Below are 14,565 nucleotides of genomic sequence, written 5' to 3' on the forward strand. Positions count from 1 at the left end.
GCGGAAGGGAGCGCTATCCGTGGCGTCCCATCGACGGCCCTCACCGCCCACCCACCGTGCCGCCGTGCTGTCCGCCGCCGCGGCCACGGCCGCCGTGGCCCTCGGGACCACCCCGGCGGGCGCGGACCCGGGCGACTCCCCGAGGAGCGCCCGTGCCGCCGTGGACCGGCTGTTCGCCGACGCCGAGCGCGCCACCGAGCGCTACAACGAGGCGGGCGAACGGGTCGCCCGGCTACGCACGGCGGTGGCGCGCGCCCGGGACGGCGTGGCGCGCGGCCAGGAACGCGTCAACCGGATGCGGCAGGCGCTGGGCGCGGTCGCGATGGCGCAGTACCGCTCCGGCAGCATGGACCCCACCCTCGACCTGCTCTTCTCCGCGGACCCCGAGAGTTATCTCGCCGGGGCGGAGATGCTGGAACGGCTCGGTGAACGCCAGCACTCCGTGCTCCACGACCTCCGCCATCTCCAGCGCGAGCTGCGGCAGACCCGCGTCGAGGCCGTACGGGACCTCGCCGAGCTGGAACGCGGACGGCGCGACCTCGCCCGGAACAAGCGGGTGGTCGAACGGAAGCTCGCCGCCGCCCGCACCCTCCTCAACTCGCTCTCCGCGCCGGAACGGGACGCGTACGACCGGGCCTCCCGCAGCGGGCGGACCGAGCTGCCCGACCTCCCCGGAGCGGTCCCCGCGTCCGGCAGGGCGGGGGTCGCGCTGCGCGCCGCGCAGGGGGCGCTCGGCCGCCCCTACATCTGGGGCGCCACCGGGCCCGCCGGTTTCGACTGCTCCGGGCTCGTCCAGTGGTCCTACGCCCAGGCGGGCGTGGCCCTGCCCCGCACCTCCCAGGCCCAGCGCTTCGCCGGGCGCCCCGTCCCGCTCTCCCAGGCCCAGCCCGGAGACCTGATCACCTACCGGGCCGACGCCAGCCACATCGGCCTGTACGCGGGCAACGGCCGGGTCCTCCACGCGCCCTACCCGGGGGCGGCGGTGCGGTACGACCCCGTGGGCATGATGCCCATCACCGCCGTGACCCGGGTCTGACGGCATCACCCCGGCCGGTGACGGACCCGCCGCCGGTTTCCGTACAGGGGTACGGGGGCGGGTCCGGCGCCCGTCGGCCCGGAGGAGCCCGTACGGGGGGACCGTCCGCGAGCGGCACCCGGCGGGCACGGCGTTCCGTACGATCGGCAGGGTGGCCCTTCACCGGCGCGCGGCGCGTGCGAGACGACGAACGGCGGCGGGGCTGCTCGCCGCCGCGGCCGTGCTGCCTCTGGCCCTCCTCCCCGGATGCGCCGCGCCCGCGCCGCCCGACACGGCGACGGCCGACATCCAGCGGCTGCTCGACACCCGGGCGGCGGCCCTGCTCGCCCGGGACGAGTCCGCCTATCTGTCCGTGCTGGCCCCGGGGGCCACGGGGCTGCGGCAGGCGGAGCGGCGCCGGTTCCGCGGGCTGGCGGAGGTGCCGCTCGGTGGCTGGACCTACCGGATCGGCACGGTCGAACGGCGCGACGGCGGGCGCGGTGCCGTCGCCGAGGCCGAACTCGGCTTCCGGTTCGACGGCTACGACACCGGCCCCGTCACCGCCGCCCGCACGCTGGAGCTGGCCCGCCACGGCGAAGGGTGGCGGATCACCGCGGACCGTCCGGCCGACGGAGCGGCCGCACACCTCTGGGACCAGGGCGAGGTCCGGGCGGTCCGGGGCGACCACAGTCTGGTGCTCGGCGTCGGGCAGAGCAGGGACCGGCTCCGCTCGATCGCCCGGACCGCCGACCGCTCGGTGCCCGCCGTCTCCCGCTCCTGGCCGTCCCCCTGGGCGGGCCGGGTCGTCGTCCTGGTCCCCGCCTCGCTGGACGACATGGGCGCGCTGCTGGGGGCGCCCGCGGCGGGCTACCGGGGGATCGCGGCCGTCACCACGGGGGCGACCGGCGAACAGGGCGGGGTCCCGGCGGACCGGGTGATCGTCAACCCGGAGGCGTACGGGGCGCTCGGCGAGTTCGGCAAGGAGATCGTGCTGACGCACGAGACCACGCATGTCGCCACCCGGGCGCAGACGTCGGCGTCCACGCCGATGTGGCTCTCCGAGGGCTTCGCCGACTGGGTGGCCTACCGCGCCAGCGGACGCCCGGCGGGCCGGATCGCCCCCGAGCTGCGGAGCGCGGTGCTGCGGGGCGAGGTGCCGGGGGAGCTGCCCGCGAACGAGGACTTCTCCTTCACGGGCGACGCGGATGCGCTCGCGCGGGCGTACGAGGGGGGCTGGCTCGCGTGCGAACTGATCACCGAACGCTGGGGCACGGACAAACTGCTCGCCCTCTACCGCGAATCCGCCCGCACCCCCCTCCCCACGGCCCTCTCCCACGTCCTCGCCACCACCCCCACCACCTTCACCACCACCTGGCGCACCTACCTCACCACGCGCCTCACCGCCTGACCGCGAGCCCCGAGGAGGGCGGCCCACCCCGCCGCGCCGCGACGGCGCGGGCGTGAGAGGGGGCGGGCCCTTTTTCCGCCGCGTCGGCGGGGTCGATGATGGTGGTGTCCGGCGGTGCCGGGTGGGCTTGGCCGCAGTGGTGCGGGTGTGAGAGGGGGCGTGCCCTTCTCTTCCCGCCGCGTCGGCGGGGGCCGCGACGGTGGTGTTCGGCGGTGCCGAGCGGGCCTGGCCGATGCCCGCACCTCGTGGGGCGGCGCGGGTGTGAGAGGGGGCGGGCCCTTCTCTTCCCGCCGCGATGGCGGGGGCTGTGATGGCGGTGTCCGGCGGTGCCAAACTCTGTGGTGCCGTAGGGCTGCGGGAGGGCCGACGGTTCGGCCTTCCCGTTCCGCCGCGACGGCGGGGTCGATGATGGTGGTGTTCGGCGGTGCCGGGCGGGCTTGGCCGATGCCCGCACCTCGTGGGGCGGCGCGGGTGTGAGAGGGGGCGTGCCCTTCTCTTCCCGCCGCGTCGGCGGGGGCCGTGACGGTGGTGTCCGGCGGTGCCGAACTCTGTGGTGCCGTAGGGCTGCGGGAGGGTCGACGGTTCGGCCTTCCCGTTCCGCCGCGTCGGCGGGGCCGGGCGGCCCGGCCGATGTTCGTGCGCCGTCATGCTCGGCCGACGGCGGTGCGCGGGGCGCGGGACTCCGCTCCGGCGCGCCGCAGCGCGCCCGCCGCGTACAGCGTCGCCGCGACGAGCAGCCCGTTCCGCAGGAACAGCAGACCGACCCCCCAGGGCGTACTCGCGGTGACCTCCGCGAAGAAGACGGGGAACTCCAGCACCGTCACGCCCGTCGCGACGAGGACGAGCCCCGCCGCGCGGCCCATCCGGCTCGCCCCGGCGCACAGACACATCGCGGCCAGCCCGACCAGCCACAGCATGTACTGCGGGCTGATCACCCGGCTGGTCGTCGTGAAGAGCAGCACCGCGGCGAAGGCCGCGTCCTCCACCGGCCACGCCCGCGCCCGCCGCCGCCACAGCAGCAGCCAGCCGAGCGCCGCCCCCGCGAGGCCCAGCGCCAGGGCCGACACCAGCGGCACACCGGGGCCCAGGAACTCGACCGAGCCGTAGTGCAGCAGTACCCGCCCGTCCCAGCCGAGATACCGCGCCCCGTGGAAGACGAGCCCGCCCAGCGACTCGATCTCCGTCCCTCGGTCGCGCTGCGCCGTCAGGAAGGCCCAGCCCCCGGGCAGCGCCAGCAGCGGCAGCGCCACCCCCGCCGCGACGGCCGCCGCCGCGCCGAGGGCCAGGCGGGTGGCCCGTCCCCGTTCCACCCCCGTCAGCAACAGCAGCGGCCAGACCTTGAGCAGCGCCCCGAGCCCCGCCAGCGCCCCCAGCACCCGCGGCCGTCCCGCGCCGAGCACCAGCGCGGCCACCGCGACCGCCGTGACCATCAGGTCGTACCGGGCGTACGCGGTCGGCCCGAGCAGCGGCACGCCCACGACCCACACCCACACACCGCGCACGGACCCGCCGGGCCGCCGTCCCGCGTACCCCAGCAGCGCCTGGACCACCCCGTCGCACAGGAACACCAGAACGAAGAAGGCCGCCGCGTAGTCCAGGAACGGCAGGACGGCGGGGGCGAGCAGCACCGGCCCGGCGCCCGGCGGGTACTGCCAGGTCACGTCGCCGACCGGGAAGGAACCGGAGCGCAGGGTCTCGTACCACCCCCGGTAGATCACCGAGACATCGGCGGTCACGTCCGGCCCCGGGAAGTCGACCACCCCGAAGACGCACGCCAGCAGTACCGCCCTGCTGAGAATCCACACCGTGAGCCCGGTGGAGCCGAGCACGCCTCTCATGACCGACCAAATCCCGCCGTTTCACCCCGTTTCGGCACTCATGATGCCGTCCGCGTCCCCGCCCCGCGACTGGAGGACATCCCCCCGGACGGGTCCGTTCGGCGCCCCGTCCGGACTTCGGTACTGTCGGCGAACGATGCACAAGACCCTGATCGTGACCAACGACTTCCCGCCCCGCCCCGGTGGCATCCAGGCTTTTCTGCACAACATGGCGCTGCGCCTGGACCCGGACCGGCTCGTCGTCTACGCCTCCACCTGGAAGCACGGCCGTGAGGGCCGGGAGGCGACCGCCGCGTTCGACGCGGAGCAGCCCTTCACCGTCGTCCGCGACCGCACGACGATGCTGCTGCCCACGCCCCGGGTCACCCGCCGCGCCGCCGGACTGCTGCGGGAGCACGGCTGCGAGTCGGTCTGGTTCGGCGCGGCGGCCCCCCTCGGGCTGATGGCCCCGGCGCTGCGCCGGGCCGGTGCCCGCAGACTGGTCGCGACCTCGCACGGGCACGAGGCGGGCTGGGCCCAGCTCCCGGCGGCGCGCGGGACGCTGCGCCGGATCGGGGAGGGCACGGACACGATCACCTATCTCGGCGAGTACACCCGTTCCCGGATCGCCGCCGCCCTCACCCCGCAGGCCGCCGCCCGGATGGTCCAGCTCCCGCCGGGCGTGGACGAGAAGACCTTCCACCCCGGCTCCGGCGGCGCGCTCGTCCGTGAGCGGCTCGGGCTCAGCGACCGTCCGGTGGTGGTCTGCGTCTCCCGGCTGGTGCCGCGCAAGGGCCAGGACACCCTGATCCGGGCCCTGCCCGCCATCCTGGCGAAGGTCCCGGACACCGTCCTGCTGATCGTCGGCGGCGGGCCGTACGAGAAGGAGCTGCGCGCCCTCGCCGACAACACCGGCGTCGCCGCGTCCGTCCGCTTCACCGGCGCGGTCCCCTGGGCGGAGCTGCCCGCCCACTACGGCGCGGGCGACGTCTTCGCCATGCCCTGCCGCACCCGCCGGGGCGGTCTCGACGTCGAAGGGCTCGGGATCGTCTATCTGGAGGCGTCCGCCACCGGGCTCCCGGTCGTCGCGGGCGACTCCGGCGGCGCCCCGGACGCGGTCCTCGACGGCGAGACGGGCTGGGTGGTCCGGGGCGGTTCCCCCGAGGAGTCGGCCGACCGGATCGTGGCCCTGCTCCAGGACCCCGAGCTGCGGCGCCGGATGGGGGAGCGGGGGCGGCGCTGGGTCGAGGAGAAGTGGCGCTGGGACCTGCTGGCGGGGACGCTGCGCGAGCTGCTCTGACCCGGGGCCCGCCCCCGACCCTGGCCCGCCGCCCGCCGCCCGCCGCTTCCGCCGGTCGGCACCGGGTCGGGCCGGGCCGCGTACCGCGATTTATTGACGGAAATCCAACCGTATGCCGTGATGGCCCTGGGCATACGGCCGGTTCTCGTTGATGATCAGCATATGACCCCACATCTGACGCGACGTCAACTCATGGGCGCAGCAGCCCTCCAGACCGCCGCCGTGCTCGGCTTCACCCGGGTCGGCCTCTCCTCGGCCCACGCCGTGGAGCCGCCCGCCGCGCCGCACGCCCCCGCCGTCGTCATCGGCTCCGGCTACGGCGCGGCGGTCGCCGCGCTGCGGCTGGGCCTCGCGGGTGTCCCGACCCTGGTCCTGGAGATGGGCCGGCTCTGGGACACGGCGGGCCCCGACGGCAAGGTCTTCTGTCCCACCATCACCCCGGACCGCCGTTCCATGTGGTTCCGCACCCGGACCGAGGCCCCGCTCTCGACCTTCCTCTGGCTCGATGTGGTCAACCGCCGCATCGACCCGTACCCGGGCGTTCTGGACCGGGTCAACTACGGTGACATGTCCGTCTATGTGGGTCGGGGTGTCGGGGGCGGCTCCCTCGTCAACGGCGGTATGGCGGTCACACCGCCCCGCCCGTACTTCTCCGAGGTGCTCCCCGGGGTCGACGCCGAAGCGATGTACGGCACCTACTTCCCGCGCGCCCGCCGGATGCTGGGGGTGAACGAGGTCGACCGGAGCTGGTTCGAGTCCACCCCCTGGTACCGCTTCTCCCGGGTCTCCCGCACCCACGCCGCCCGCGCGGGCCTCGGCACCGTCTTCGTCCCCAACGTCTACGACTTCGACTACATGCGGCGCGAGGCGGCGGGCGAGGTGCCCAGGTCGGCGCTGGCGGGCGAGGTCATCTACGGCAACAACCACGGCAAGCGCAGCCTCGACCGCACCTATCTGGCCGCCGCGCTCGCCACCGGCCGGGTGACCGTCGAGACCATGAGCCGGGTGCGTGCCCTCCGCCCCGCGAACACCGGGGGCACGGGAGGCGCCGGGGGATACGTCCTCACCGTGGAGCGGCTGGACCTCTCCGGCCGGGTCACCGCCGTGGACGAGATCACCACCGGCCGGCTCTTCCTCGGCGCGGGCAGCCTCGGCACCACCGAACTCCTGCTGCGGGCCCGGGAGACCGGGGCGCTGCCCGACCTCGACCCCGAGGTCGGCCGCGGCTGGGGCCACAACGGCAATGTGATGACGGCCCGCGCCAACCACCTCTGGGACACCGTCGGCGCGCAGCAGTCCACCATGCCGGTGCTGGGCATCGACGACTGGAACAACCCCACCCACCCCGTCTTCGCGGAGATAGCCCCGCTGCCGATGGGCCTCGAACACTGGATCAGCCTCTATCTGGCCATCACCAAGAACCCGGAGCGCGGCCACTTCACCTACGACGCCGCCACCGACTCCGCCCGGCTGCGCTGGACCCGGGACCAGAACGAACCGTCCGTCGCCGCCGCCCGCTCCCTCTTCGACCGGATCAACCGGGCCAACGGGACGATCCACCGCTACGACCTCTTCGGCGGCAACCGGAAGTTCGCCGACGACTTCACGTACCACCCGCTCGGCGGCTGTGTGCTGGGCCGGGCCACCGACGGCTACGGCCGGGCCAAGGGGCACCCGGGGCTGTATGTCGTCGACGGCTCCCTCGTGCCCGGCTCGATCGGGGTCAACCCCTTCGTCACCATCACCGCGCTCGCCGAGCGCAATATGGAACGGATCGTCCAGGAGGACATCCTCGGGTGACCCCGGCCGTCGCCGGAGCCCCGGCGGGCCCGCCGACGGGGCGGGTCACCCCCGGTAGATCGCCTCGATCTCGTCGGCGAAGTCCTTGGCCACCACATTGCGCTTGAGCTTCAGCGAGGGCGTGATGTGGCCGGCCTCCTCCGTGAACTGCCCCGGCAGCACCCGGAACTTCCGCACCGACTCGGCCTTCGACACCGCCGCGTTGCCGTCGTCCACCGCCCGCTGGATCTCCGCCAGCAGTTCGGGGTCCTCGCGCAGCGCCGCGGCCGTCCCGCCCGTCCGGCCGCGCTCCGCCGCCCAGCGGCCCAGGAACTCCTCGTCCAGGGTGATCAGCGCACCCACGAAGGGCCGTCCGTCGCCGACCACCATGCACTCCGCGACCAGCGCGTGCGCCCGGATACGGTCCTCGATCACCGCCGGGGCGACGTTCTTGCCGCCCGCGGTGACCAGGATCTCCTTCTTCCGGCCGGTGATCGCCAGATAGCCGTCCTCGTCCAGGGCGCCGATGTCCCCGGTGCGGAACCAGCCGTCGGCCAGCGCCTCGGCGGTCGCCTCCGGGTTGTTCCAGTACCCCGAGAACAGATGCTCGCCGTGGAGCAGCACCTCCCCGTCGTCCGAGATCCGCACCACGGACCCCGGCAGCGGCTGCCCCACGGTGCCGATCTTCTGCCGGTCCGGGGGGTTGAACGCGGTCGCGCCGCAGGACTCGGTCAGCCCGTACCCCTCCAGGACGGTGAGCCCGACCCCCCGGAAGAAGTGCCCGAGCCGCTCGCCCAGCGGGGCGCCGCCGGAGATCGCGTGCTCGATCCGGCCGCCGAGCGCCGTCCGCAGCTTGCCGTAGACGAGGGCGTCGAAGACGGTGTGCTTGAGCCGGAGCCCCAGCGAGGGGCCGCGCGCGGTGTCCAGCGCCCGGCTCCAGTCGATCGCGGTCTTCGCCGCCTTGTCGAAGATCCTGCCCTTGCCGTCGGCCTGGGCCTTCGCCCGGGCGCCGTTGTAGACCTTCTCGAAGACCCTGGGCACACCGAGCACCAGCGTGGGCTGGAATCCGGCCAGATCCTCGGTGAGATTGCGGATGTCGGGGACACAGCCCAGCTTGATCGGGGCCATGATCGCGCCCACCTCGACCAGCCGTCCGAAGACATGCGCGGCGGGCAGGAAGAGCAGCACCGAGCACTCGCCCGTACGGAACAGGGGCTTCAGCCGCTCGACCGCGTTGCCGCACTCCGCGAAGAAGTTGCGGTGGGTCAGCACACAGCCCTTGGGGCGGCCCGTGGTCCCGGAGGTGTAGACGATGGTCGCCGGGTCGTCCGCCCTGGCGCTCGCGCTGCGCTCGTCCAGCGTCGCGTCGGAGATCTCCGCCCCGGCCGCCACCAGCGCGTCCAGCGCGCCCGCCTCGATCTGCCACAGCTCGCGCAGCGCGGGCAGCCGGTCCCGGACCGACTCCACGGCCGCCGCGTGGGCCCCGTTCTCCACGATCGCGGCGACCGCGCCCGAGTCGGAGAGAATCCACGAGACTTGCTCGGCCGAGCTGGTCTCGTACACGGGGACGGTCACCCCGCCCGCGCTCCAGATGGCGAAGTCCAGCAGGACCCACTCATAACGGGTACGGGACATCAGGGCCACCCGGTCGCCGGGCTCGATCCCGGCCGCGATCAGGCCCTTGGCCGCCGCGAGCACCTCCGCGAGGAACTGCGTCGAGGTGACGTCGGTCCAGGAGTCCCCGACCTTTCTGCCCATGACCGCGACATCGGGATGCTGGGAGGCGTTGCGGCGGATCAGGTCCGTCAGGTTGCCGTCCGTGGGGACCTCATACAGGGCCGGAAGGCTGAACTCGCGCAAGACTGCTGCTCCTCATCGGGCGCCGGCGCCACGGCTCTGTGTGATGCACCGGCTGCGGTCCTCGGTCGGGCAGGTGCTCACCGGGGGCTGAGCACGACAGGACTGCCCGGACGTTACCCACCAGTATTCAGTTCCGATAGGGGGTCCCGACCAGATGTTCGTTGCGTCACACGTATATGACAGTACTTCGCGCAGGGTAGTCCACACGCCCGGTCCGGAGAAAGAACGACCGGTCCGGCCCCATTCGTCCGCCAGGTCCGGACCAGGGCGGCGGAAGCGCCGAGCACTCGGCGAACAGACTGATAAAGGCTGATGAGGGCTGATAAAAGGGAATGACCGCCGGCGCTGGGCCCGGCCGCCGCGAGACCCCCTGTCCCCCGCCGGGACGGCGCCCTAGGGTGACCGTCATGCGAGGCAGAACCACAGCGGACACACCCACCGCAGCAGGCGTCACCCGGATCAACGTGGTCAGCGACGTCCATGGGAACGTGCGGGACCTCGCCCGGGCCAAGGAGGGCGCCGACGCCCTGATCTGCCTCGGCGACCTGGTGCTCTTCCTGGACTACGCCGACCACTCCCGCGGCATCTTCCCCGAACTCTTCGGCGTCGAGAACGCCGACCGGATCGTGGAGCTGCGCACCGCCCGCCGCTTCGCCGAGGCCCGCGAGCTGGGGCGGCGGCTCTGGAGCGAGCTGGGCCTGGACCGGGACACCGCCATCGAGTCGGCCGTGCGCAAGCAGTACGCCGAGCTGTTCGCCGCCTTCCCCGCGCCGACCTACGCCACCTACGGGAACGTCGACATCCCCGCCCTGTGGCCCGAGTACGCGCGGGAGGGCACCACCGTCCTCGACGGGGAGCGCGCCGTCATCGGCGGCCGGGTCTTCGGCTTCGTCGGCGGCGGGCTGCACTCGCCCTCACGGACCCCGTACGAGATCTCCGAGGAGGAGTACGCCGCCAAGGTCGAGGCCATCGGCGAGGTCGACGTCCTCTGCTCGCACATCCCGCCGGACGTGCCCGAACTCGTCTACGACACCGTCGCCCGCCGCTTCGAGCGCGGCAGCCGCGCCCTGCTCGACGCGATCCGCCGCACCCGGCCCCGGTACGCCCTCTTCGGCCATGTCCACCAGCCGCTCGCCGCCCGGATGCGGATCGGCGCCACCGAGTGCGTGAACGTCGGCCACTTCGCCTCCACGGGCCGCCCCTGGACCCTCCAGTGGTGAGCGCCCGGACCCTCCGCCGGGCGGCCCCGGACCGCCCCGCCGCCCCCGCGCGCTGAACTCCGGCCCTGGGCGGGGCGAGCCGGCGGAGCGCGATAGCCTGCACACCACACAATCACCCGGTCCGTACCCCGCAGTCCGTACCGCACTGTTTGAGGAGCCGCAGCGATGGCGGAACACACCAGCTCAAGCATCACCATCGAGGCGGCACCGGCCGACGTCATGGGAGTGATCTCCGACTTCGACCGCTACCCGGAGTGGACCGGCGAGGTCAAGCAGGCCGAGGTGCTCTCCCGGGACGAGCAGGGCCGCGCCGAGCAGGTCCGCCTGGTCCTGGACGCCGGGGCGATCAAGGACGACCACACCCTCGCCTACTCCTGGGAGGGCGCGGACACGGTCAGCTGGACCCTGGTGAAGTCGCAGATGCTCCGCGCCCTGGACGGTTCGTACACCCTCGCCCCCGTCGGCGGCGGGGACCGGACCGAGGTCACCTACACCCTCACCGTCGACGTCAAGATCCCCATGCTCGGGATGATCAAGCGCAAGGCCGAGAAGGTCATCATCGACCGCGCCCTCGACGGACTGAAGAAGCGCGTCGAGAACGGCCCCGCGGCCTGATGCGCACGGTCCTCGTCACCGGACTCGGCGGCGCGGGCCGTACCACCGTCGCCGCCGCGACCGCGCTCGCGGCGGCGGGCGACGGCCGGCGGGTGCTGCTGCTCACCGCCGACCGGGACACCCTGCTCGGCACCCCGCTCGGGACCGAACCGCGGCGGATCACCGGGGCTCCCGCCGTCGCGCCCGCCGGTGCCGGGGCCGGTGCCGCCGCGGACCTGTGGGCCGCCCGGATCGACCCCACCGCCGCCCTCCGGGACGAGTTCCTGGCCCTCCAAGAGCGCGCGACCGCCGTGCTCGACCTCCTCGGCGCCGTCCCCCTCGCCGGGGAAGAGATCGTCGAACTCCCCGGCAGTGCGCAGTTCGCCCTGCTCAGGGCCGTGACCGAGGCGGAACGGGGCGACTGGGGGCTCGTCGTCGCCGATCTGCCCCCGCTGCCCGAGGCCGTCGACCTGCTCGCCCTGCCCGAGCGGCTGCGCCGCTATCTGCGCCGACTGCTGCCACCGGAGCGCCAGGCCGCCCGCGCGCTGCGCCCCGTCCTCGCCCAGCTCGCCGGGGTCCCGATGCCCGCGCGGTGGCTGTACGAGACGGCCGCCCGCTGGGACCGCGAGCTGGCCGCCGTCCAGGAGACGATCGACTCCCCGGGGACCCTGCTGCGGATCGTCGCCGAACCGGGCCCCACCGCCACCGACGCCCTGCGCGCCGCCCGTACCGGACTCGCCCTCCACGGGCTGCGGACCGACGCGCTGATCGCCAACCGCGTCCTGCCCCGCCACTCCGCCGACACCTGGCTCGCGGCGCTCGCCGCCCAGCAGGAGAAGGCCGTACAGGAGTGGCAGGAGTGGCAGGAGCGGAACGGGGACGGGGCGCCGGGGACGGCGGTACGGGAGGTTCCGCACCTGGGGCGCGACCCCCGGGACGCCGAGGACCTGGCGCTCCTCGCCGCCGCGCTCAGCGGTCCCGGCTCCGCCGCGCCGACCGCAGGGCCGGTGCCGGAACCCGCCCCGCCCGGCCCGTCCGCCGTGGTGGACCGCAGGGCCGAGGACGGCACCCTCGTATGGACCTTCGAGCTGCCCGGCGCCGACAAGAAGGACTTCGGCCTGGTCCGCCGGGGCGATGAACTGCTGCTGCGCGCCGGACGGTTCCGCAGGATCGTTCCCCTGCCGTCCGCCCTGCGCCGCTGCACCGTCTCGGGCGCCGCGCTCACCGACGGGACGCTGACCGTCCGCTTCACCCCCGACCCGGAGCTGTGGCCGCGTACCTCCTGACCCCCGGTGCGGCCGACTCCGGCCAGGGGCGCCGAACGGGCCGCGTCCGTTCGGGTACCGTCGACGGTACGAGAGCCCCGAGTGCAGGAGTACGCCATGAGTGACGCCACCGAGCGGCCGGAGGCAGGCACGGACCCCTGGGCCGAGGCGTGCGCCGAGGACCTCAAGGCCGAGCAGGCCCGCCGCCGGGACCGGTACGGTCCGCCGCCGGGCTCGGCCGCCGACGAGCTGCGCAAGCTGTTCGGGGCGGTCGCCGACAAGGTCTCCGAGTTCCAGGGCTCACTGCCCGGGATGGCCGCGCAGAGCGCCGTCTCCCACTTCGTCCAGCAGGCGAAATCGGCGGTGGAGCCGGTCATCGAGCGCAACCCCCAGGTCTTCGACCACCTCGCCGCCGCGGGCGGGGAGCTGCTCGCCGCCTATCGCTCCGCCGTCGCGGGCCAGGAGAGCCGCTGGACCCAGCGCCCCTCCGACGCCGGGCGCCCCTCCGGGAGCGGCACCGACGGCGACGACGCCTCCACCGAGCGGCCCCCGCGCACCGAGCGGCGCGACCAGGACCCCGGCCCCGGCGAGCAGATCGACCTCGACTGATCCGCCCCGGTCGCGGGCCCGGCCCCGCTCCGTCCTGCTCGGCCCGGCTCCGCCCTGTCCTGCTCGGCACTGCCCGACACGGCCGGAAACCATCGCCGACCAGGGCATCCTTCGCCCTCCGGTACGGTTGGGCCCTGGCGGGGCTCGACCGGAACTGAGGGATGCATGGGACTCACCATCGGCGTGGACATCGGCGGCACCAAGATCGCGGCCGGTGTGGTCGACGAAGCGGGCGCCATCATCGAAACGCACACCGTCGCCACGCCGTCGACCCCCGGCGGCATCGTCGACGCGATCTGCTCCGCCGTCGCCGGAGCCGGTGAGGGACACCGGATCGAGGCGGTCGGCATCGGCGCCGCGGGCTATGTGGACGACAAGCGCGCCACGGTTCTCTTCGCCCCCAACATCGACTGGCGCCACGAACCGCTCAAGGACAAGGTCGAGCAGCGGGTCGGACTCCCGGTCGTCGTCGAGAACGACGCGAACGCGGCGGCCTGGGGCGAGTTCCGCTTCGGCGCGGGCCAGGGCCACGAGGACGTCATCGTCATCACCCTCGGCACCGGCCTCGGCGGCGGCATCATCATCGGCAACAAGCTCCGCCGGGGACGCTTCGGTGTGGCGGCGGAATTCGGCCACATCCGGGTGGTCCCGGACGGTCTGCTGTGCGGCTGCGGCAGCCAGGGCTGCTGGGAGCAGTACGCCTCAGGGCGCGCCCTCGTCCGCTACGCGCGGCAGCGCGCCGCCGCCGCGCCCGAGGCCGCGGCCGTCCTTCTCGGCCTCGGTGACGGCACCCCCGAGGGCATCGAGGGCAGGCATGTCAGCGAGGCGGCGCGACAGGGCGACCCGGTCGCCGTCGACTCCTTCCGCGAGCTGGCCCGCTGGGCGGGCGCCGGTCTCGCCGATCTGGCCTCGCTCTTCGACCCCTCCGCGTTCATCATCGGCGGCGGCGTCTCCGACGAGGGCGAACTCGTCCTCGAACCCATCCGCAAGTCCTTCCGCCGCTGGCTGATCGGCGCCCAGTGGCGCCCCCACGCCCAGGTGGTCGCCGCCCGACTCGGCAACCGCGCGGGCCTCGTGGGCGCCGCCGACCTCGCCCGCCAGGGCTGACCCGCCCCGCGCCCCGGCTCCGCCGCGCGCGCCCGAGGCCGCGGACGTCCTTCCCGGCCTCGGTGACGGCACCCCCGAGGGCATCGGAGGCAGCCATGTCAGCGAGGCGCCCGGTGCGGTACGCCCGTTCCGCGCCTCCGTCCGGGCGGTTCGCGCCGCTGGGCCGGGGCCCCGTCCGGTCGGCGGCCCGGGTGGGATGAGGGGCGAGTGCTTCCGCCGTTCCGTGGTGGCCCGGTAGCGGGAGTCACCTGCGGTCGGACCCCGTTCGCTGCTCCCGTTCGGGTCCGGCGACCCGGGCGGGACGCCCGTCCGGCCGGTCCGTGCCGCTCGTGCCCCGCGGCACAGATGGGGGCCCTCGGCTCCGCGCGGGGCGAGTGCTCCTGGCCGACCCCGGTCCGCGCCGCCGCGGGTCTCCTGCTGGGTTGGGCGGCCCGGTGCGGTACGGCCGCCGGTGCCCTGTCCGGTCGGCGCCCCGGGTGGGGTTGAGGGGCGTGTGCTTCCGCCGTTTCGTGGTGGCCCGGTAGCGGGAGTCACCTGCGGTCGGACCCCGTTCGCTGCTCCCGTTCGATCCGGACGGCAGGGTCCCGGGCC

Annotated in this window: 11 protein-coding genes; 9 read left to right on the plus strand and 2 right to left on the minus strand. The window is 74.4% G+C overall.

The genetic code is table 11. The features are described 5' to 3' along the window. Positions 1 to 19 precede the first annotated feature (19 nt). On the plus strand, positions 20 to 1,036 hold the full coding sequence (locus CRV15_RS21575) for a C40 family peptidase (RefSeq protein ID WP_009995933.1): 1,017 nt from the start codon (positions 20 to 22) through the stop codon (positions 1,034 to 1,036). Between the two features lie 151 nt (positions 1,037 to 1,187). Further along, positions 1,188 to 2,423 carry a Cif family virulence factor gene (locus tag CRV15_RS21580; protein ID WP_003960210.1) on the plus strand — a complete coding sequence of 412 codons (1,236 nt, stop codon included), beginning with the start codon at positions 1,188 to 1,190 and terminating at the stop codon, positions 2,421 to 2,423. A gap of 644 nt (positions 2,424 to 3,067) precedes the next feature. Here CRV15_RS21580 and CRV15_RS21590 read toward each other — a convergent pair. Beyond that, positions 3,068 to 4,261: a glycosyltransferase 87 family protein gene (locus CRV15_RS21590; protein WP_003960209.1), complete on the minus strand. Its 1,194-nt coding sequence runs from the start codon at positions 4,259 to 4,261 to the stop codon at positions 3,068 to 3,070. Between the two features lie 136 nt (positions 4,262 to 4,397). Here CRV15_RS21590 and CRV15_RS21595 point away from each other — a divergent pair, with 136 nt between their 5' ends. Continuing rightward, positions 4,398 to 5,540 (plus strand): glycosyltransferase family 4 protein, encoded by a 1,143-nt coding sequence (locus tag CRV15_RS21595; protein WP_009995927.1) that lies wholly within the window; start codon positions 4,398 to 4,400, stop codon positions 5,538 to 5,540. A gap of 162 nt (positions 5,541 to 5,702) precedes the next feature. Continuing rightward, positions 5,703 to 7,340, plus strand: coding sequence for a GMC oxidoreductase (locus CRV15_RS21600; protein ID WP_003958217.1), 1,638 nt, complete (start codon positions 5,703 to 5,705; stop codon positions 7,338 to 7,340). 45 nt (positions 7,341 to 7,385) lie between these two features. On the opposite strand, the gene CRV15_RS21605 is transcribed toward CRV15_RS21600, so the two are convergent. After that, a complete protein-coding gene (locus tag CRV15_RS21605; protein ID WP_003958216.1) occupies positions 7,386 to 9,179 on the minus strand; it encodes an AMP-dependent synthetase/ligase in 1,794 nt (597 codons plus the stop codon). 407 nt (positions 9,180 to 9,586) lie between these two features. Between CRV15_RS21605 and CRV15_RS21610 the strand changes: the two genes are divergently transcribed. The 5 genes from CRV15_RS21610 to CRV15_RS21630 all read left to right on the plus strand — a co-directional run bounded on the left by CRV15_RS21610 (position 9,587) and on the right by CRV15_RS21630 (position 13,974). Further along, complete coding sequence (locus CRV15_RS21610; protein WP_003958215.1) at positions 9,587 to 10,399, plus strand: metallophosphoesterase family protein; 813 nt, start codon at positions 9,587 to 9,589, stop codon at positions 10,397 to 10,399. 165 nt (positions 10,400 to 10,564) lie between these two features. Further along, positions 10,565 to 11,014, plus strand: a complete 450-nt coding sequence (locus CRV15_RS21615) for an SRPBCC family protein (protein ID WP_003958214.1) — start codon at positions 10,565 to 10,567, stop codon at positions 11,012 to 11,014. Beyond that, positions 11,014 to 12,279, plus strand: a complete 1,266-nt coding sequence (locus CRV15_RS21620; RefSeq protein WP_003958213.1) for an ArsA family ATPase — start codon at positions 11,014 to 11,016, stop codon at positions 12,277 to 12,279. Before CRV15_RS21615 ends, CRV15_RS21620 begins: the two co-directional genes overlap by 1 nt. A gap of 96 nt (positions 12,280 to 12,375) precedes the next feature. Next, the gene (locus CRV15_RS21625; protein WP_009995923.1) at positions 12,376 to 12,867 is read left to right on the plus strand and encodes a DUF5304 domain-containing protein; all 492 of its coding nucleotides are present in this window, start codon (positions 12,376 to 12,378) and stop codon (positions 12,865 to 12,867) included. 165 nt (positions 12,868 to 13,032) lie between these two features. Beyond that, entirely contained in the window at positions 13,033 to 13,974 is a 942-nt protein-coding gene (locus tag CRV15_RS21630; RefSeq protein WP_003960206.1) for an ROK family glucokinase, read from the plus strand. The last annotated feature ends 591 nt before the right edge of the window (positions 13,975 to 14,565 follow it).

Source organism: Streptomyces clavuligerus (assembly GCF_005519465.1).
GTDB classification, from domain to species: domain Bacteria; phylum Actinomycetota; class Actinomycetes; order Streptomycetales; family Streptomycetaceae; genus Streptomyces; species Streptomyces clavuligerus.